Source organism: Nostoc sp., assembly GCF_036917775.1.
Taxonomy (GTDB): Bacteria; Cyanobacteriota; Cyanobacteriia; order Cyanobacteriales; family Nostocaceae; genus Nostoc.
The window spans coordinates 1-18,184 of the sequence record NZ_JBALEQ010000028.1; the positions used below are offsets into that span (position 1 = coordinate 1).

An 18,184-nucleotide genomic window follows, 5' to 3' on the forward strand; every position below is an offset into this window, starting at 1 on the left:
GAACAACTGTGGTGACAGGGTTGCTGTCTGTAGCAATTTCCAATTCTGCCGAAACTGCGATCGCTTCATCTAAAGTAATTGCAGGTTCTTCTGGGTCTGCATCCAAATTCTCTTGATCTGGAACAACTGTGGTGACAGGGTTGCTGTCTGTAGCAATTTCCAATTCTGCCGAAACTGCGATCGCTTCATCTAAAGTAATTGCAGGTTCTTCTGGGGCAGCATCCAAGTTTTCAGAAACAGTATCAGCCTGATTAAGTAAATTTAATTCTAGATTTTTCCTTTGCTCTGCCTCTTCTTCCTCAGACAATACTTTAATTTGGACACTGTATTGCCAAGATTTACCAAGTAAATCCGACATCAAATCGCCGCCACAGCGCAACTCCCAAACTCCCGCATCAAAGTAAGTAAAGGGAATTACCGCCATTAAGCCTTCTGAATTAGTGCGACGCGATCGCTTGAAAATTCGCCGCGTTGGTTGAACTTCCTGAGTTGAAGAGTGAGTTACCCGCACTTCCACGTCTGTATTCAAAAGGCTAGAACGAGCCAAAACTCTATACTGTCCTTCCAAAATTTCCAAATTTGGCGATTCTAGGATATGCCACGAGCGAGCGCCTTGTTTCTGTATCAGAAATTGCCAGTGTTCCATTGTGAGTGATGCCCAGACCGACGAGCCTCTGAGTAATATTGTGTATTAACTTGCTTGCAAGTTTACCCCAGTATTTTGTAAATGTACCCCTTAAATAGCTATCTAGTGAACTCCGTTTTACCGCAAAATTCAATGGATCGCCGTGTTGCTTGTGTGTAAAGCTTTTGTTGTTTCCTGAATATTAAGTTTGGCACTCTCCACGGCTAAATTAACAGGAATACAATGGACACCGTTGGCTGTCTATGATCAAAATTAATAGGAGTATTTTTGTATCATTTTTTACTAGAAATGTCAAATTTGCAATAGACACAACATACAATAAAAATTAAGATTCACTTGACAATTGTTCTTGAATTGTGGTTATCCACATTTTTGCTACAAAAAGGAAAGTAGGATGTGGCTCTTAAGTGGGTGATTTGCGATCGCCTCCGGCAGATGCAAAGCTTCATCACAAATTCACAGTTAATCGCGTAACACGTGCCCAACTTACCTGAAGCGGTTCAAAGAAGTATCCTCACCTGAGTGAAATGTAGGTGACAATAAGGATTTACAGGAGGGATTCGATGCTAGTCATTTTAATGGACGAGCAAATCCTTGCCCCTGAGCAAGTTTGCCAGTCTTGTTTACTCGCTGACAGGAGCGGTCAACCCCGTTGGCGTGGAGGTGAACTACGTTGTGGTCAAGCCATTCGCAAACTTACTCAACAGCAGCCAGACCAGTATGAGTGCATGATGGGCTTTCGCATTGCCCATATAGAATAGTTTAATTTACCAGCAAGACCAAGTAACTGCGTTATCCTAAGCTCAAGTAACTATATAAATTTAACCACAGGAGAACGCATAATGTCTTGGCGCGGGTCTACAACGGTTTCAGATAGAATTTTTGCTTGTTTGCCTTATTTGCTTCCTCTGATTGAGGTTTTTGTATTTGGTAGATATTTGCTATCAGATTTTCCACCGTTACAACTACTGTTTCTGCCGCTTCTGCCATTGTTGAGAATTTACTACGGCGTGCGTTATGCAGGAATGATTATTTTCTTTGCTTTATTTTTGCTGGTAGTCAGAAACGAAAAAATTAGTCACTTTATTCGTTTCAACACTATGCAAGCAATCCTTTTGGACATCATTATCTTTTTGTTTAACATCCTCACTGATGTTGTGGGACTAGTTCCTGTTGGTGGTTTCGCAATCCAAACTCTATCCACAACCATTTTTATCGGCATAGTGGGAGCAGTTGCATATTCAGTAATCCAGTCTGTAAGCGGACGTTATGCAGAAATCCCAGCGATTTCCGATGCAGTGTATATGCAGGTACGCTAGTCGTTAACGAGCCACTACGGTGTTTTCCAGGCGGCCAATACCTTCAATCTCGACGCGGATGCGATCGCCTGGGTGTAATTGATTTACACCCTCTGGTGTACCTGTAAGTATCAAATCACCTGGTAGTAGCGTCATCACCTGGCTAATGTAAGAAACTAAAACATCAGGGGAAAATACCATCTGATCGATACAGGCAGATTGAACTGGGTTAACATCGTCATTCACAAAAGTCTGCAATCTCGCTCCTGGATTTAACTCCCGCACAATCCAAGGGCCCAAAGGACAGAAAGTATCAAAACCTTTAGCTCGTGTCCATTGAGCATCCAGTTTTTGTAAATCCCGCGCTGTTACGTCATTAGCGATGGTGTAGCCCCAAATTTTTGTTTGGGCTACCTCTGGTGTACATTCAAAAGCGTAATCGCCAATCACTAATGCTAACTCTCCTTCGTAGTCAACTCTTTGTGACTGGGGAGGGTACTTAATCTCCCTCTCAGATGGAATGATAGTTGTGGGTGGCTTGAGAAAAATTAGTGGTTCAGAAGGTACTGGAGTTCCCATTTCGGCTGCATGTTCTGCATAATTCTTACCCACCGCCACAATTTTTGAGGGAGCGCAAGGAGCCAGAATTTGATAATTTTCTGGTGTCAAAGTTAAATCAGTTGGTTGTCCTTGTAACCAGGGCGGAGCATCTAGCACCTGCACATTAAGGGATAGTTGTAGTATCCCATAGTAAATCTGTCCTTCTTGATTTTGAATTCGCACGTAGCGCTGTGCCATAACCTTGATAAATATCCTTTGATCTGCGATTAGAAACTTCGAACGAGAGCAATTCTCAGTTAGCTTTTTAGCAAACCGATTTAGCGTTGAGCCTGAAAGCCGCTAGAGAAGATGTCCTTAGAGAAAGATAATGTTGTCTCTTCACTCCCCTTGCGGGTCAGTGAGAGGCTCTGGAGGTAGCCTTACGACCTAGTTTTCATTAGGGACATCTGAAAAAAATACAAACTTCGGCGATTTGGCTAATGATTCAAATTGAAAACTGGTAAGATTATAGTTCCTTGTTGCTTCCGATGTTGATTAATACTAGTATTTTAAATTTAAATCAAGTATAAATTAATGTCAGCAACCTTTTTGTCCATAAGGAAACTGGAAAATATGACTACAAATTACGAAACAATGTACATCCTCCGTCCCGACCTAGGAGACGAACAGGCAGAGCAAGCAATTACTAAATATCAGAATTTGCTTCGTGACCAAGGCGCTGAGGATATCCAAATTCAAAATCGTGGTAAGCGTCGTCTAGCTTATGAAATCAAAAAACACCGCGATGGGATCTACATCCAGTTAAACTACAGTGCGCCTGCAACTGCGATCGCTCCTTTTGAACGCGCTATGCGCTTGAGTGAAGAAGTAATTCGCTATTTGACAGTTAAGCAGGATATTGCAGAAGAAAAACCCCCTAAAGAGGAAAAGGAAAAGCCCACTAAAGTAGCTGCACCTGTCTAATTAGGGAGCAGGGGGCAGGGGAGCAGGAGAGGAAGGGGGAGACAAGGGGGACAGGGGAGACAAGGAAAATGACAATAATATTCCCAATTCCCAATTCCCAATTCCCATTCAGTAAAATTTTGTCTTCTTCTTTTTTCGTAACTTAATTGGGAATGCTAAATTAACAAATACTTGCCAAAGGTAGTACTCCCGCAGTTATACCTAAGAGTGGACAAGATTCTGAATGGGAGCTGTAAGCTACTGTGAGCCAATCTGATACACCCAATATTCAAGTTCTCTCTACGGAAGTTTCGCAGCTACGCCAAGAGCTGCAACTCCGAGATCAATTAGTGCAACAACTATCTCAAGAACTCTTCCGGCTAGTAAAGGGTAATACTAGTTTTATGCCCCAGCAGCCGGATCTTGAGCGCGATCTGAGCCAGTTACAGGCATTGCAAGAACAACTCCAAGCTGTTGAGCAGCAGGTGGCGTTCTACCAAGAGCAAATTACAACTCGTGACTCCGAAATTTATCAATTGCGACAGTCAGTCCAAGAACTTACAGATCGCACTCGGATGTTAGAGCAAGTAGTACAAGAGTTACCTCAAATTTACCGTCGAAAGTTTGAGGAGCGGATGACACCAGTCAGAGAAAAAGTAGCAATGCTACAACGGGAAAATCGCAAACTGCAAGCAGAACTGCAAAGTGTGAGTTACCGTTTAGCACTCAAAACTCGCAATGCTAGTCACAGTGGAATTGATTTGCCAAATTTTCCCCGCCCAGCGTCGGAACAAACTAATCTTTCAACTCCCCAGAATGCCTAAAGTTACCATTATGGTGGAATCGAAGAGGTAAGAAATTGTCATAGCAAAGCATCTTGGAGATATCCAGGTAATACATTAAGGTAAAAATCACTATAGAGTTAGAAATAACGCAAAGGCTAATATTCTAACCTTTCTTACCTCTTGCTTCCTTGCGTTAGTTGCGTCCAATATAGAGCAATTAGCTTCGAGTAATTTAATGGTGTTAGAGAAAAATGCAAAGAATTACATTTTCTTTGACTGATTTTGGTAATTTTCCGCTTTGATATTTCGTTAAGACCACCTAGATCAAAGCTATGAGTTTTCCTTAACATTTCATTATCTAGATAATATAAAAAATCAGCCTGCTAGCACCAGACTGTTATCTTTGACGATGTGAGAATATTTGAGGAAATGTGAAAAAATGCAAATATTGCTTGACTCTACCATCCATCTATAGGTAGATTTATTATTTAGTCTGCTAGCACCAGACAGACTATATATCTTCGCCAGTAAAAATGTCTTCGTAAGTGGGAAAAATTTCAAACACTGTATCTAGCTGGGTAAGTTCCAAAATTAGCCGTACAGGAGTTTGCACATTGCATAGAACTAAACGGCAACCGCTCTGACGTGCAGCTTTCAAACCTTTGACTAAAGGGACTAACCCAGAACTGTCCATGAAATTAACTTTTGCTAAGTCAATAACCCAGAGTTGATGAGCTTGAGGCACTACGCCAGCCATCTGTTCACTCAAAGCCTTTCCGCCTTCTAAATCTATGCTTCCTTGGGGTTTAAACAAAATAACTTGAAGTTCTTGTGTGAGAATCATAAATTCAACAGGGTAATTGAATACTTGACTAAAAATCAAAAAATGACATAAATACCTCTTCTCTTTCAATGGCAAAATAACTGTTTTCCCTAAATATTTAGGGGATTGCAGCCGTGCAATTAAAAGTGATTATTTAAGTATTCATGCCGTATAATTTTTGATAACTTTCATAAATATAGGCATAATGGTTTCATAATTTCGGTATCAACCGTATCTTTTACGAAATTTTTATAATTTTACTAGAAATATATAAAGTTTTTGTAATTTATTTTTATTATTTTTTAAAAAAAATTAACTTATGGTATCAAATGCTAAGATTTATACAGTTAATAATCAAAAATTAATAGTTTCTATAGAGTATGAACTATAGATTACTCAGAATTAAACTAATGACCGAATAAGCAAATGTAGCGGTTTGATTGACACCCCGCCCAAAAACAAGCAAAGATATAGTAAAAGTAAAAATTTATAAAGACGGCGGTGCGGAATGTCTTTAGAGCTGATTTCACTAGAAAATATCCAGGAATTGGCCCATAGTTACGGATATTGGGCAGTTTTTTTGGGAATTTTGCTAGAAAATTTAGGCATTCCCCTTCCTGGTGAAACCGTGACCCTTGTGGGCGGGTTTTTAGCTGGCAGCGATGAACTAAATTACTGGCTGGTTCTCAGTGACGCAATTATGGGTGCGGTAATTGGCGGCACTTGTGGCTATTGGATTGGTAGAGTTAGCGGTTGGCCTTTTCTGGTAAAAGTTGGTAGCATATTTCGGATTTCTGAAGTACGGTTGCTGACTATTAAAGATCAATTTACTCAAAATGCTGCTAAAGCAGTATTCTTCGGTCGTTTTTTGGCGTTATTGCGAGTTTTTGCGGCACCACTAGCTGGTATAGCCGAAATGCCTTTTGGAAAATTCTTTTTATACAATTTTTTAGGAGCAGTTGCTTGGGCTAGTTTGATGGTGACATTAGCTTTTTTTGCTGGCAAAATTGTCTCTTTAGAACAATTGGTTGCTTGGGTAGGTCAATTTGCGATCGCAGCTTTACTAATCATCACTGCCTTAATTGTTGTACCCTTGTGGCTAGAGTCTCGCCAAGTTAAAGAAGCGAGTAGTGAAGAGTAAAAAGTGAGGAGTTAGGAGTAAAGTAAAAAGTTATTTTTTGAATTTTTACTTTTGTATTTTGCATTTTAACTCCTAACTCTGCCGATTTTAGATTTCTCCTTCAATCTAAAACTGCATGACTACTAACTTTTTATTTGCCGTGACCAAATGCGAGTTGGTAGTCCCCAAACATAGATAAAACCTTCAGCAGCTTTATGGTCAAATTGGTCATCGGCTCCGTAGGTTGCCAAATCAGGAGTATAGAGGGAATTATCGCTCGAACGCCCAACTATCGTGGAGTTACCCTTGAATAACTTCACTCGCACAGTTCCAGAGACTCGCTCTTGTGTCTTTTGAATAAAAGCATCTAGTGCAACTTTGAGTGGACTGTACCACAAACCGTTGTAAACGATTTGGCTATAAGTTTCTTCAATGCCACGCTTGTAATGGGTGACATCTGCCGTTAAAGTCAAGCTTTCTAAGTCTCTATGTGCCTGAATTAGCACTAACATCGCAGGTGATTCGTAGATTTCCCGCGATTTGATGCCAACTAGACGGTTTTCAATCATATCTATCCGTCCAACGGCGTGATTTCCTACAAGCTGATTGAGTTCTTCAATTAGTTCAACCGGCTGTTTGGCTATGCCGTTGATGGTTGTGGGAATACCACCGTGGAAACCAATTTCGATGTACTCTGGCTCGTTGGGAGTGTCAGCGATCGCTTTGGTCATCTCATAAATTTCTTCTGGTGGCTCAAATGACGGATCTTCGAGACTACCCGCTTCAATGCTACGACCGAGCAAATTTTTGTCAATGCTGTAGGGAGAAGATTTTTTGACTGGTGAGGGGATACCAAACTTCTCACCATAAGCGATGGTTTCCTCACGGCTCATACCCCATTCTCTGGCTGGTGCGAGGATTTTTAGGTTGGGGTTCAGCGCGGTTACAGAGACATCAAAACGAACCTGATCGTTACCTTTGCCGGTGCAACCGTGAGCGATCGCATCAGCACCATATTTTTCAGCCGTTTCTACTAATATTTTAGCGATCAGTGGGCGGGCAAGAGCAGTTCCTAGAGGATAACGATTTTCATAAAGTGCGTTGGCTTGAATCGCTCCAAAAGCGTAATCTTTAACGAAGCTGTCTTTGACATCCGCCACGAGTGATTCACTTGCACCCGATTTCAGGGCTTTTTCTCGAATTGGCTCTAATTCATCTCCCTGACCTAAATCTGCTGCTAGGGTAATCACCTCTTCCACACCCCACTCCTGTTTGAGGTAAGGGATGCAAACGGAAGTATCCACTCCACCAGAATATGCCAGGACAACCTTTTTGGCGCGACCCATTAATTTCTCCACTTAGGACAACAAAGAATGAGTCATTATTATATCTGAACTAACCCAGGTATATTTTATTCATGCAACAACCTATAGAAGGATTTAGAAGTTAGGAGTCAGAATTACGGTTCATTCTCGTGGAAGTTTACTTATAAAGCGATCGCTTATATATAAATATTTTTAAGCCAGTTTTGAACGGCTCAATATTTTTAATGAGATTAATGAAAAATATTTTTTGTTTTCAAGAAGTGTTGATAATCAGCTTCAAATATCAACCTAGCTTGCTGTAAATATGGAGTAAGTTTACACAACTTTTATATATAGCTGACAAACGTGAAGATTTAACCAGGATCATCTTTTGTTTATTATTTCTTAACCTATATACATAGGTGGAAAGTTTATTTAAGTGAAATTACAGAATTATTCATTTTTTAGCTTCGGAGCATTGTCTGATGAAATTAGCTAAAGATATTAGTATTGCTGCTTTTGCTGTTGCTGTCTCGGTTGCTACTATTGCTAAACCGACCCAAGCTGCCTTAGTTAATTATGGTTTCACCGTGAATGCGACATCTGGCGATAATCCCGGTCAATATTTCGGCTCTTTTCAATATAATGATTCGACCTTAACCGGCATAGGTGAGGAAACTCTAGGTGTTAGCAATGGATTATCTATTGCGTTTGACTACTTGGGTACTCAATATACAGAGACAAGTGATTTTGATTACCCATTATCTCCTGTAGTTAGCTTTACAGATGGCAACCTGTCAGGACTGAGCTATTTAGTTGAAGATCAGTTTTTTATTGGGAATGATCCAGGTAATCCAAATACAGGAGGAACAAAATTTTATAGCATTCTGAGTGCTGACTTATTGTCTACAACAGAGTTGGGTACAGTAAGCTACTCTAAGAGTACACCTGTACCAGAACCGATGACTATTGGTGGTATAGCGATCGCAGGTGCTATGGCGTTGGGGATGAAACGCAAGAAAAAACTATCTGAAGTGAATTAGTGGCGCTACCTTGGAAATCAATGTGAAAATCAATGTAGAGACGTTAAAAATAACGTCTCTACATTCGTAAGCCTAAGTAAAATTACCAGTAGGATTCTTACGTTTAATGCCAATTACAGATGGTTTAGGAAAGCTTCTAGGTTGACCTTTACCACCGTCAGCAGTTGGGATGTTACTTGGCCAACTACTACCACGAGGCACAGTCCGAGCCTGATTGAATGTAACACCACTCAAATCCAGTAATTCAATCTCACGACTAAGAATTGTGCCATCGTTAATTGGGCTATCTTCGCCGGGATGCTGGACGGAAATAATCAGTGTATCTCCCACAAAAGTTGGCCCGGTCATCTCACAACGCACTGGGCCATGAGCAAAAGGTATTACCTCTCCGGCATTCCTACCAGTAGTAGGAATATAGAATAGCCAGTTATTACCGAAAACTCCTGTGAAGTTAGAAACATTACCACTGGCTGTGTGGTCGATGGTAGTTACTGTCCCGGCAGCACCGACATTAAAACCATTATGAGTGGTGGTAGACATATCCGTCACACCCCAAATATTTGCCTTATTGTCGAATACTAGGTTATCTACATTGGCAAAACCAGCGCCAGAAAGTGAGCCAGCTTCTCCACCCTGAGCAAATCTCTGCCAACGGAAGGTTAGACCTGTCCCATCAGCACTATCTTCAATAATTTTGTACAATCCCCCCGATTGCTGCGTTGCGTTAACATCTGTACTCAACTTGGCAACTTGGAAAATGCGTGAATCTGGATAACCGTCACTTCCCGGCGCACCATCAGTATAGGCAATGAAGACTTCTTTGGTGGTCGGATGCACTTCTATATCTTCTGGACGTGCTGTGGGAGTTCCGCCAGCCAAATTCGCTGCTAAGAAGGCATCAACGAGAATAGCACCTTGGGAAGTGTAGAAATCAGATAGCTTCTTACCTTGATAACCAGGTAGTCTATTAGCTTCATTGGTGCGATCGACTGCGAGGGGACCACCATCTGTAGTTTGACCTGCAATCCCATTGCGTTTTGGCAGGGGTAAAAGACCATTTCTTTGAGCCGAACCCAAAGCAGCAAATTCTACAGAAGAAATTACCGATGGCGGAATGGGATTGGTGGGAGTAGTTAAAAGTAACGGTATCCATTGACCCGTACCATCTGGATTGTAACGGGCGACATACAATGTACCACTTTCCCACAAGCTGCTGTTGGCTTTGCTGGTTGGGGAAGAAATAATACCTGCACTGACAAATTTCCAGGTGTGCCCCCCGCGTCTGTCATCACCCATGTAGGCGATTAATGGTTTCTTAGCTTCAGCACGGATGGCAACGTTTTCATGGCGGAAACGGCCTAGTGAAGTATGTTTGCGAGGGCGGAAATTCGGATTAACGGGATCAATTTCTGTAATCCAACCATATTTTTCCCCAACTAAACCGAAGGTCTTACCTGTAGTACCATCGGTGTAACCTGTTTGAGTACCATTAGGGTTAACTGGTTCTGTGACACCAACAAAAAATGCTGCACTTCCTTGAAAGTTTTCTTCAGCGGTTACAATAGTTCCCCAAGGAGTTGTACCGCCAGAACAGTTATAGGCAGTGCCAATAATTTTGTCACCTAGCCCATCGGAGGATAAGTTAAATACTTGAGTTGCAGCTGGGCCAGTTGCGATGAGATAATTTTGGTCGCCTTTCTGGTGGCTACGACTTCCCCAAGAAGTGACATTTTTATATTCATCACTCCTTTGGCTATTAATTCCTAACCCAGAAAGACCATGAAGGCGGCGATTTCTAGCATCACCTTTAACCACGGCATAACGGTTACTGCGATTACGTTGGGAGATGCGGATAATAGATCCGCCTAAGTTATATAAAACTTCGCCGTCAAATTCAAGACTTCTGGTGGAAGGCAAAGCCCACCCAATCACTGATTCAAAGGTGGTAGGAAATCCTTTAACATCTGCTGGGGCTTCTGGTGCTAGATCAGAAAAAGGAAAACTCACGTATTCGTGATTAACCCACAAATAGCCGACATCGTTGGTTCTGCCGAGAGGAATAAAACCTGTATAATCGTTGTTGTAGCCAAAATAATCATCCTTGTTGGGAAAGACGCGATCGCCCCAGCTGATAATTACATAACGTTCATACTCTGGTGGCACTACCACATCATCAACTACGTTGTAGCTGTTTAACTTCGCATTTGCAGATGGATTGATTACCTGTCCTTGACCTATTGCAGTTGGCAAGAAACTTTTTTGCTGTTTATAAACGGGCAAAGGATGGGGTAAGCGCACTGGTGTAAAGCTTAGTCGTCTGTTGTTTGCTCCTGCAATACTAGAAACACCATCTAGAATTGTGTCTCCCAATACAGCAGCACCAGCACTGCCAGCAAAAAATATTAAAATTTGTCTGCGACTTAATTGAGACATCAAATTCTCCTGTGTTGTGACATAAAAAATTTAGTAGAGGCAAATCTTGATTACTGACAGAAAAAGCCATCAATTATTTACGTGAAATGCCACAGATTTTGAACAGTAAGTAACCTGTTATTAACAAAATGTTGTTTGCTATTTAGGTTACATAGCTAGACAAAAATTTTTAAGTTTGTTATATAATCTAATGACCAAAAATTAACATCAGGTTATATGTTGATTAATGGAGATTTATCAAACAGAATTCAGGAGTCAGAAGTCAGAAGTCATTCTGAATTCTGTCTTGTTAAATAAACTTACTTTGAGAACTTTTCGGGCGGATACCAATTACAGATGGTCGGGGAATACTATAAAAATTATTTCCTTTGACATTTTCTTCACCAGAATCAGCTAAGGAACAGTGTCAGCGCCTCATCTGTCCTATTCTGGAGATGGATAAATAATGTTGTGGGTGAGACTGTGTTTTTCAGCGTTGTGATACCGACTTATAATCGCCAACCGATCTTAGAAAAGTGCCTCCGCGCCTTGGAGGTGCAAGAGTTAAGTCAGCCAAGTTCGGTTACTAATTACGAGATTGTCTTGGTGGATGATGGTTCTACTGATGGCACATTGGAGTGGTTGACAGAACACAAAGAGGAGTTTCCTCATGTGCGATGGTTTCAGCAAGATCATGCTGGGCCAGCTGCGGCTCGGAATTTGGGAGTAAAAGAGGCGCTGGGAGACACAATTATCTTTATTGATAGTGATTTAGTAGTGCTGAATAATTTCTTGCAAGCTCATGGAAACGCCCTAGTGCAGGGTAAAGAGAAATTGGGGAGCGATCGCTTTTTCACTTACGGTGCAGTTATTAATACTTGTAATTTCAACAATCCAACGGCTGAACCCTACAAAGTCACAGATTTTTCAGCAGCTTTTTTTGCTACCGGAAATGTAGCAATTCCTAAGCATTGGTTAGATAAAGCGGGACTTTTTGATACTAGCTTTCAACTCTACGGCTGGGAAGATTTAGAATTAGGTGTGCGGCTGAAAAAACTAGGTTTGACATTAATTAAATGTCCAGAAGCTGTAGGATATCACTGGCATCCAGCATTTAACTTAGAGCAAATTCCCCGATTGATTGACCAAGAAATTCAACGCGGACGGATGGGAGTTTTGTTTTATCAAAAGCATCCCACATGGGAAGTGCGAATGATGATTCAAATGACTTGGCTACATCGCTTACTTTGGGGTATTCTTTCACTCAATGGTGCGCTAAATGAACGGACAATGGCTCCGTTGTTGCAATGGCTAATTAATTTAGGTAAACCGCAATTAGCTTTAGAAATTGCTCGAATTTTCCTCAACTGGTATAACGTGAAAGGTGTTTATCAAGCCTATGCCAAAATGCAGCAAGCATCATGATTAAATACCTATTGCATTAGTAATTTTATCCGGTTACATTACGTTAAAATCGCTCCACCCATCAACCGCTCATATCGATACTTCAACTCTTCTTTCATCAAATACCAGCGCTCTAAAGTAACATCCATCTCTATTATTTTTTCTGCTGCTTGCCGCGCTAAAAGTAAAACTTCTTCATCTTCAACCAAACTTGCTAAGGTAAAATCTGGCACTCCCGATTGGCGAGTTCCCAGTACTTGCCCTGGGCCACGAAAACGCATATCCATTTCGGAGATAAAAAAGCCATCCTGAGATTGTTCCAACACCTTCAATCGTTGTTGAGCATCAGGACTTCTGGAACTGCTCATTAACAAACAGTAAGATTGAGCCGCGCCACGACCGACACGCCCACGCAGTTGGTGCAGTTGTGATAAGCCAAATCGCTCCGCATTTTCAATGAGCATGACTGTGGCATTAGGTACGTCGACTCCTACCTCAACAACGGTAGTAGAAACTAAAACCTGTGTTTGGTTATCACGAAATTTGGTAATCGCTTCATCCTTTTCGGCTGAACTCATACGACCATGCAGCAGCCCTACTTGAAAGTCGGGAAAAACGCTTTCTTGTAACTTTTGATGCTCGTCAACAGCCGATCGCAAATCCAGTTTTTCTGATTCCTCAACCAAGGGCAAAACCACATAAACTTGTCTACCTTGGGCAATTTCTCGACGGATGAGGTCGTAAGCATGGGTGCGTTGCTGACCCGATAATACTGTTGTCTGAATCTTTTGTCGTCCCGGTGGTAACTCATCAATTTGGCTGACATCCAAATCCCCGTGTATCGTCAGTGCTAAGGTTCGAGGAATCGGGGTAGCTGTCATAGTTAACACATGGGGTTGTTCGCCTTTTTGTTGCAAACGCGCCCGTTGTTCTACTCCAAAGCGATGCTGTTCATCTATCACCACTAACCCCAGTTGCTGGAAGTTTACAGAGTCTTGAATTAAGGCATGAGTTCCCACTAACAAAGGTAATTCACCAGTTCCTAACTGAGAATGTATTTGTCTTCGTTTAGCAGTTTTAGTGGAACCTGTCAGTAATTCCACTGGTAAATGTAAGAGATTAAACCAGCTAACTAACTTGCGATAATGTTGTTCTGCCAAAACTTCTGTGGGAGCCATTAACGCCGCTTGATAGCCAGATTGAATTGCTGCGAGGATAGCTAATACGGCGACGACTGTTTTACCAGAACCGACATCACCTTGCACCAAACGATTCATGGGTACAGGTTTTTGTAAGTCGTTGAGGATGTCGTTAAGGACTCGTTGTTGTGCGCCAGTGAGTTTAAAAGGCAGTATTTCGTGGAATTTTTCTACAAGTTGGCCTCGCGGGACAAGGATGGCGCTAGTTTGAATCGCCCTTGCTTGCTGCTGACGTTGGAGTAACCCAAGTTGTAGGTAGAAAAATTCATCAAAAACTAGACGGCGACGGGCAACTTGTAGAGCGGCGCTATCGCTGGGAAAATGGATATTAGCGATCGCATCTTTTAATTCCATCAAACCATATTTCTGCCGCAAACCATTTGGTAAAGGGTCTTTCAGGTTAGCCGCAGCAGGTAAAGCAGCAATTACCGCCTGTCGGACTGTATTTGCCACCACGCCTTCAGTCAATCCATAAATTGGCACTACTCGCCCAATATTCAGCGACTCAATCGAGTCTCCTGGATTTGCCAAAACCTCTAGTTCTGGATTATCAAGCGTCAAGCCGTATTTACTTTCTTTCACCAACCCACACGCCGCCAAAATACTACCCACTGGATAACGACGTTTTAAACTTTCTTGCCAAGCACGACTACTAAAGCGTGTACCTGCGTAAAAACGACCAATTTTGATTTGACCGCTATTATCTTTTACGACCAGTTCTAAAATTGATAATTTCTGATTTTTAGGGCTACTAAAGCAGTTACAACGCTTTACTGTAGCCACTATTGTCACCGTCTCACCTGCCTGTAACTCGCGGATATTAACCTGACGCGCATAATCAATGTGGTCACGAGGATAGTAAAAAAGCAAGTCGCGGACAGTGTGTAAACCAAGCCGTGCCAAATTATCAGCTTTTTTGAAACCTATTTCTGGTAAATCACTGAGTTTTTGGTCAATTTTCGGTGCAAGCCTCCGACTCACCTCACTAACAATTGGAGATTTCGGATTCGGATTTGAAATTTTTAATTGATTAATTCTCCCCTGCTTCCCTGCTTCCCTGCTCCCCTGCTCCCCCTGCTCATCTTGCTGTAGTTGGGAAAGATACCTACGAGTTTCTGCTACTAAATGTTGTCTTTCCTCCAGCGCCAGATGTGGATAACTAGCAAATTGCACTGCTAGTCCTTGCCAACGGCGGCGTTCAGTTTGGGGCAAGCCTGTTGGGAATTTGCCCAAAGTTAGGCTTAAAAATTCACTGAAGCGATATTCTCTGCCCATCAAGTCTGTAAAACCCCGTTCGGCTTCTATTGCCAAGGCTTTGTGCAATCGTATCCAATCTGGTTTTTCATTAGTCATTGGTCATTAATCATTAGTCATTGGTCATTAGTCATTGGTCATTGGTCATTGGTCATTTGACTTTGGACAAAGGACAAAGGACAAAAGACAAATGACTAATCCTCAAACCAACTAGCACGCCATGCAGCTTCAGCTTCTGCGATCGCTCTTTCTCGATGTTTTTTTTGATACTCTCGTCCTAGCTTGTTTAGCTGAACTAAAATACTGCGGATTTGCCTGCGCTCAGATGAGAGTGCTACCTCAGCAAATTCAATTTCTCCTAACCGCAGGTTAATAGCCATAATTTGCGTCAGCGCAGAATCTTCTGACTGCTGCTCATTTTCAATTTCAATTACTAAGTTTAATAAGTTGGGTGGCCCTGGCATGACCTCAGCCGATGCTTCTGATGCAGCCGCGGCCGCAGCTGCTAAAATCGGTTCTGGTAATTTTTTAGGTAATACTCCAGATTTTTGTATTAAAACATTAGCATCATGCGATAGTTTTTTCAGTATATCTTGCGTTACTTCTTCTAAGTTTTGTTGCCATTTTACTAGTTCTATAGGATTAGAGGTGTCGGCGGTGAAAGACTGAGAATTCGAGGTGTCCAGAAGTTCAGAAGATGTTACTTCCTGATTCTCCTCATCTTCATCTTCTTCATCTCCTTTATCTAACCCAACTTCCTGACTTTTAATAGAAGTGAGCAATTGTTCGGCTGCCACTTGCCCCAACTTGCGGATAGCTTGTTGCAATTGCTGGCGCTGATTCAATGACAAATGCAGAAAGTTTTCAGGATACCCCTGTGTACAAAGGTGATAACTCGCCAGAATCAACTGTTTTCGTACAGCTAGCCCCAAGGTGTTTAGATAACTAGCATAAGCGGTTTGTAGTTCTACTGCGATCGCCCGAATCGCTTCTTTTAATCTTGCAATATCCTGTTCAATTCGCTCGATTGCTCTTGCCATATCTTTTCGTTCTTGTCCATGTGAACTATTACATAGTACAAATGTACGAATTTCTTTTATAATAACTTCCCAAAGAAGTTTAGATTTTAAATTAAATGGGATATTTCACATCTCTATTAAAAAAATACAGGTCAGGCTATTTGCTTGACCTGTTTGATAAAGAGTCATTTGTCCTTTGTCATTTGTGAGTGACCCTTCGGGTGATGCCTCCGGCACGCCTAAGGCGAACACCAGTTGCTCATGGGGGAAACCCCCTTGGCGCTAGCCTCTCCCTTTGGGAGAAGACCGCACTGGCTCACCAATGACCAATGACCAATAATATTACATACTGCCAATTTGTGCAGCGACTTCATCAGCAAAGCTAATTTCTTGCTTCTCAATGCCTTCGCCCAATATATAGCGGACAAAGCGAGTCACTTGAATCTCTTCGCCTAATTGCGCCTTCGATTGCTTAAAAAGGTCTTCCACGGAAATACTCTGATCGCGGATGTAAGGCTGATCGATCAAAGTCAATTCTTTCAGGCGTTTTTCAATCCGTCCCTGAACAATCTTTTCTTTGATATTCTCTGGCTTATTTGCCAAATCATCCTTGCCCATTTCAATATTTTTTTCTTTTTGGGCGACTTCGGCGGGGATTTGGTCTACGCTCACATACTCGACATTTGGACAAGCCGCAACTTGCATTGCAGTGTTTCGTGCCAAGTTTTGAAACTCTGAATTAGTAGCTACTGACTCAGTTTGGGAACCCAGTTCTACTAATACACCAACTCGACCGCCAGTGTGAATGTAGCTGTCTACTACGCCTTGTGTGCCTTCTGCTATTGCAAAATTAACAAAGCGGCGCACTTGAATGTTTTCACCGAGCGTAGCAATTGTTTGCTTGATGAATTCTTCTACAGTTCCGCTTGTACTATCAGCATACTGTTGAGCCAATAAAGACTCAACACTATCAGCAGTCGCTGCTTGCTTTGCCAGGTTCTTAACTAAAGCTTTAAAAGCCTCGTTACGAGCAACAAAGTCAGTTTGGCAGTTGACTTCGATGAGTACACCCACTCGACCACCTGGCTGAATGTAAGTGTCTACTAGACCTTCTGCCGCAATGCGATCGCTTTTTGCCCCCGCTTTAGAGATGCCCTTTTTCCGTAGCCAGTCTGCGGCTTCTTCTACGTTGCCTTCAGTCTCTATCAGCGCCTTTTTGCAGTCCATCATGCCGGCACCAGTTTTTTGGCGTAGCTCTTGGACGAGTTTTGCAGATATTTCCGCCATTTTGCCTCAATTCCTAACTTGACCTCGAGTTGTAATCACTCACCTAATTTAGTGCTGAGTGCTGAGTTTTGAGTGTTCAGTCATCAATTTTATTCTTCATTGACAAATCACAACTTACAACTTCAAAAATCAAGACTCAGCACTATTCAATTTGCTGAGTCTTTCTATCTTACTCAGGACTTAGCACTCACTCAGCATTATTCTTCTGTTTCCTCGTCGGGAATTACGGCATCAGTATATTCGGTTTCTTCGTAGTCATCGTCATACTCACTACCGTCGTAATCTTCGTAATCATCTTCAGCATCTAGCTGACCGTGACGACCTTCATAAATGGCATCTGCCAATTTTCCGACTATCAGTTTAATTGATCTGATAGCATCGTCGTTTGCTGGAATGGGGATATCTACTACATCTGGATCGCAGTTTGTATCCAACATCGACACAATGGGAATATTCAGCTTTTGGCATTCTTGAACTGCGTTATATTCCCGTCGTTGGTCTACGATTACCACGATATCGGGCACTTTCCGCATTGTTTTAATGCCGCCTAAATATTTCTGAAGCTTCGTCATTTCTCGACGTAGCATTGAGGCTTCTTTTTTCGGTAATAAATCTAGTGCGCCAGTTTCTTCACGGCGTTCTAAATCTTTTAAACGGTCAACCCGTGTTTTAATGGTTGCCCAGTTGGTCAACATTCCGCCCAACCAGCGCTGGTTAATGTAGTGGGAACCACAACGGCTAGCTTCTTGGGCGATAATTCCAGCTGCTTGGCGTTTGGTGCCGACAAAAAGAAATTTCTTCCCTTGTTCTGCGTGCGATCGCATGTAATTGTAAGCATTATCCATCAACTGGGCAGTTTGCACCAAGTCGATAATATGCACACCATTGCGGGAAGTATAAATGTAAGGAGACATTTTTGGGTTCCAACGCCGGGTCTGATGCCCAAAGTGAACCCCTGACTCCATCATTTGAGCCAATGAAACTACTGGCATATAAATTCTTAACTCCTATTCGGGTTAAACCTCCATCCAAGTGCATTTCCCAATCTGGGAAACACCCGAATTCTTAGATGTGCGAGATTAGTTAA

At 42.0% G+C, this 18,184-nt stretch carries 15 protein-coding genes and 1 pseudogene; 7 read left to right on the forward strand and 9 right to left on the reverse strand.

Annotated features, from left to right (window positions below; all coding sequences use genetic code 11):
• Positions 1 to 646: pseudogene (locus V7K69_RS05365) on the reverse strand (hypothetical protein); the annotation flags it as partial.
• A 563-nt stretch (positions 647 to 1,209) separates the two neighbouring features.
• Here V7K69_RS05365 and V7K69_RS05370 point away from each other — a divergent pair.
• Together V7K69_RS05370 and V7K69_RS05375 are read left to right on the forward strand one after the other, a co-directional pair.
• A complete protein-coding gene (locus V7K69_RS05370) occupies positions 1,210 to 1,407 on the forward strand; it encodes a hypothetical protein (protein WP_041565682.1) in 198 nt (65 codons plus the stop codon).
• Positions 1,408 to 1,488: 81 nt separating this feature from the next.
• Positions 1,489 to 1,965 carry a Tic20 family protein gene (locus tag V7K69_RS05375; protein WP_012411806.1) on the forward strand — a complete coding sequence of 159 codons (477 nt, stop codon included), beginning with the start codon at positions 1,489 to 1,491 and terminating at the stop codon, positions 1,963 to 1,965.
• A 3-nt stretch (positions 1,966 to 1,968) separates the two neighbouring features.
• Here the strand turns inward: V7K69_RS05375 and V7K69_RS05380 are convergent, their stop codons facing one another.
• Positions 1,969 to 2,742: a fumarylacetoacetate hydrolase family protein gene (locus tag V7K69_RS05380; protein ID WP_335032072.1), complete on the reverse strand. Its 774-nt coding sequence runs from the start codon at positions 2,740 to 2,742 to the stop codon at positions 1,969 to 1,971.
• A gap of 375 nt (positions 2,743 to 3,117) precedes the next feature.
• On the opposite strand from V7K69_RS05380, the gene rpsF reads away from it, so the two are divergent.
• Both rpsF and V7K69_RS05390 read left to right on the forward strand, forming a co-directional pair.
• Complete coding sequence (gene rpsF / locus V7K69_RS05385; protein ID WP_335032074.1) at positions 3,118 to 3,468, forward strand: 30S ribosomal protein S6; 351 nt, start codon at positions 3,118 to 3,120, stop codon at positions 3,466 to 3,468.
• A 242-nt stretch (positions 3,469 to 3,710) separates the two neighbouring features.
• Positions 3,711 to 4,271: an Npun_F5560 family protein gene (locus tag V7K69_RS05390; protein ID WP_114080388.1), complete on the forward strand. Its 561-nt coding sequence runs from the start codon at positions 3,711 to 3,713 to the stop codon at positions 4,269 to 4,271.
• Between the two features lie 472 nt (positions 4,272 to 4,743).
• On the opposite strand, the gene V7K69_RS05395 is transcribed toward V7K69_RS05390, so the two are convergent.
• Entirely contained in the window at positions 4,744 to 5,076 is a 333-nt protein-coding gene (locus V7K69_RS05395) for an STAS domain-containing protein (protein WP_114080387.1), read from the reverse strand.
• 487 nt (positions 5,077 to 5,563) lie between these two features.
• Here V7K69_RS05395 and V7K69_RS05400 point away from each other — a divergent pair, with 487 nt between their 5' ends.
• Positions 5,564 to 6,196 carry a DedA family protein gene (locus V7K69_RS05400; RefSeq protein WP_335032077.1) on the forward strand — a complete coding sequence of 211 codons (633 nt, stop codon included), beginning with the start codon at positions 5,564 to 5,566 and terminating at the stop codon, positions 6,194 to 6,196.
• Positions 6,197 to 6,318: 122 nt separating this feature from the next.
• Here the strand turns inward: V7K69_RS05400 and V7K69_RS05405 are convergent, their stop codons facing one another.
• Positions 6,319 to 7,521 carry an argininosuccinate synthase gene (locus V7K69_RS05405; RefSeq protein ID WP_335032079.1) on the reverse strand — a complete coding sequence of 401 codons (1,203 nt, stop codon included), beginning with the start codon at positions 7,519 to 7,521 and terminating at the stop codon, positions 6,319 to 6,321.
• A gap of 443 nt (positions 7,522 to 7,964) precedes the next feature.
• Here V7K69_RS05405 and V7K69_RS05410 point away from each other — a divergent pair, with 443 nt between their 5' ends.
• Positions 7,965 to 8,522, forward strand: a complete 558-nt coding sequence (locus tag V7K69_RS05410; RefSeq protein WP_335032081.1) for a PEP-CTERM sorting domain-containing protein — start codon at positions 7,965 to 7,967, stop codon at positions 8,520 to 8,522.
• Between the two features lie 72 nt (positions 8,523 to 8,594).
• On the opposite strand, the gene V7K69_RS05415 is transcribed toward V7K69_RS05410, so the two are convergent.
• The gene (locus V7K69_RS05415) at positions 8,595 to 10,955 is read right to left on the reverse strand and encodes a PhoX family protein (protein ID WP_335032083.1); all 2,361 of its coding nucleotides are present in this window, start codon (positions 10,953 to 10,955) and stop codon (positions 8,595 to 8,597) included.
• Between the two features lie 462 nt (positions 10,956 to 11,417).
• On the opposite strand from V7K69_RS05415, the gene V7K69_RS05420 reads away from it, so the two are divergent.
• Positions 11,418 to 12,359, forward strand: coding sequence for a glycosyltransferase family 2 protein (locus tag V7K69_RS05420; protein WP_335032142.1), 942 nt, complete (start codon positions 11,418 to 11,420; stop codon positions 12,357 to 12,359).
• A 38-nt stretch (positions 12,360 to 12,397) separates the two neighbouring features.
• Here the strand turns inward: V7K69_RS05420 and recG are convergent, their stop codons facing one another.
• The 4 genes from recG to rpsB all read right to left on the reverse strand — a co-directional run bounded on the left by recG (position 12,398) and on the right by rpsB (position 18,089).
• Positions 12,398 to 14,890: an ATP-dependent DNA helicase RecG gene (gene recG / locus V7K69_RS05425; RefSeq protein WP_335032085.1), complete on the reverse strand. Its 2,493-nt coding sequence runs from the start codon at positions 14,888 to 14,890 to the stop codon at positions 12,398 to 12,400.
• 95 nt (positions 14,891 to 14,985) lie between these two features.
• Positions 14,986 to 15,831 carry a hypothetical protein gene (locus tag V7K69_RS05430; RefSeq protein WP_335032087.1) on the reverse strand — a complete coding sequence of 282 codons (846 nt, stop codon included), beginning with the start codon at positions 15,829 to 15,831 and terminating at the stop codon, positions 14,986 to 14,988.
• A 321-nt stretch (positions 15,832 to 16,152) separates the two neighbouring features.
• Complete coding sequence (gene tsf / locus V7K69_RS05435) at positions 16,153 to 17,097, reverse strand: translation elongation factor Ts (protein ID WP_335032090.1); 945 nt, start codon at positions 17,095 to 17,097, stop codon at positions 16,153 to 16,155.
• A gap of 197 nt (positions 17,098 to 17,294) precedes the next feature.
• Complete coding sequence (gene rpsB / locus V7K69_RS05440) at positions 17,295 to 18,089, reverse strand: 30S ribosomal protein S2 (protein WP_012411819.1); 795 nt, start codon at positions 18,087 to 18,089, stop codon at positions 17,295 to 17,297.
• Positions 18,090 to 18,184: the final 95 nt, after the last annotated feature.

What these genes read in the sequence shown, in the direction of transcription:
- V7K69_RS05370 (WP_041565682.1), top strand. Translation starts at nt 1,210, where the DNA reads ATGCTAGTCATTTTAATGGACGAGCAAATCCTTGCCCCTGAGCAAGTT.
- V7K69_RS05375 (WP_012411806.1), top strand. Translation starts at nt 1,489, where the DNA reads ATGTCTTGGCGCGGGTCTACAACGGTTTCAGATAGAATTTTTGCTTGT.
- V7K69_RS05380 (WP_335032072.1), bottom strand. Translation starts at nt 2,742, where the DNA reads ATGGCACAGCGCTACGTGCGAATTCAAAATCAAGAAGGACAGATTTAC.
- rpsF (WP_335032074.1), top strand. Translation starts at nt 3,118, where the DNA reads ATGACTACAAATTACGAAACAATGTACATCCTCCGTCCCGACCTAGGA.
- V7K69_RS05395 (WP_114080387.1), bottom strand. Translation starts at nt 5,076, where the DNA reads ATGATTCTCACACAAGAACTTCAAGTTATTTTGTTTAAACCCCAAGGA.
- V7K69_RS05400 (WP_335032077.1), top strand. Translation starts at nt 5,564, where the DNA reads ATGTCTTTAGAGCTGATTTCACTAGAAAATATCCAGGAATTGGCCCAT.
- V7K69_RS05405 (WP_335032079.1), bottom strand. Translation starts at nt 7,521, where the DNA reads ATGGGTCGCGCCAAAAAGGTTGTCCTGGCATATTCTGGTGGAGTGGAT.
- V7K69_RS05410 (WP_335032081.1), top strand. Translation starts at nt 7,965, where the DNA reads ATGAAATTAGCTAAAGATATTAGTATTGCTGCTTTTGCTGTTGCTGTC.
- V7K69_RS05415 (WP_335032083.1), bottom strand. Translation starts at nt 10,955, where the DNA reads ATGTCTCAATTAAGTCGCAGACAAATTTTAATATTTTTTGCTGGCAGT.
- recG (WP_335032085.1), bottom strand. Translation starts at nt 14,890, where the DNA reads ATGACTAATGAAAAACCAGATTGGATACGATTGCACAAAGCCTTGGCA.
- V7K69_RS05430 (WP_335032087.1), bottom strand. Translation starts at nt 15,831, where the DNA reads ATGGCAAGAGCAATCGAGCGAATTGAACAGGATATTGCAAGATTAAAA.
- tsf (WP_335032090.1), bottom strand. Translation starts at nt 17,097, where the DNA reads ATGGCGGAAATATCTGCAAAACTCGTCCAAGAGCTACGCCAAAAAACT.
- rpsB (WP_012411819.1), bottom strand. Translation starts at nt 18,089, where the DNA reads ATGCCAGTAGTTTCATTGGCTCAAATGATGGAGTCAGGGGTTCACTTT.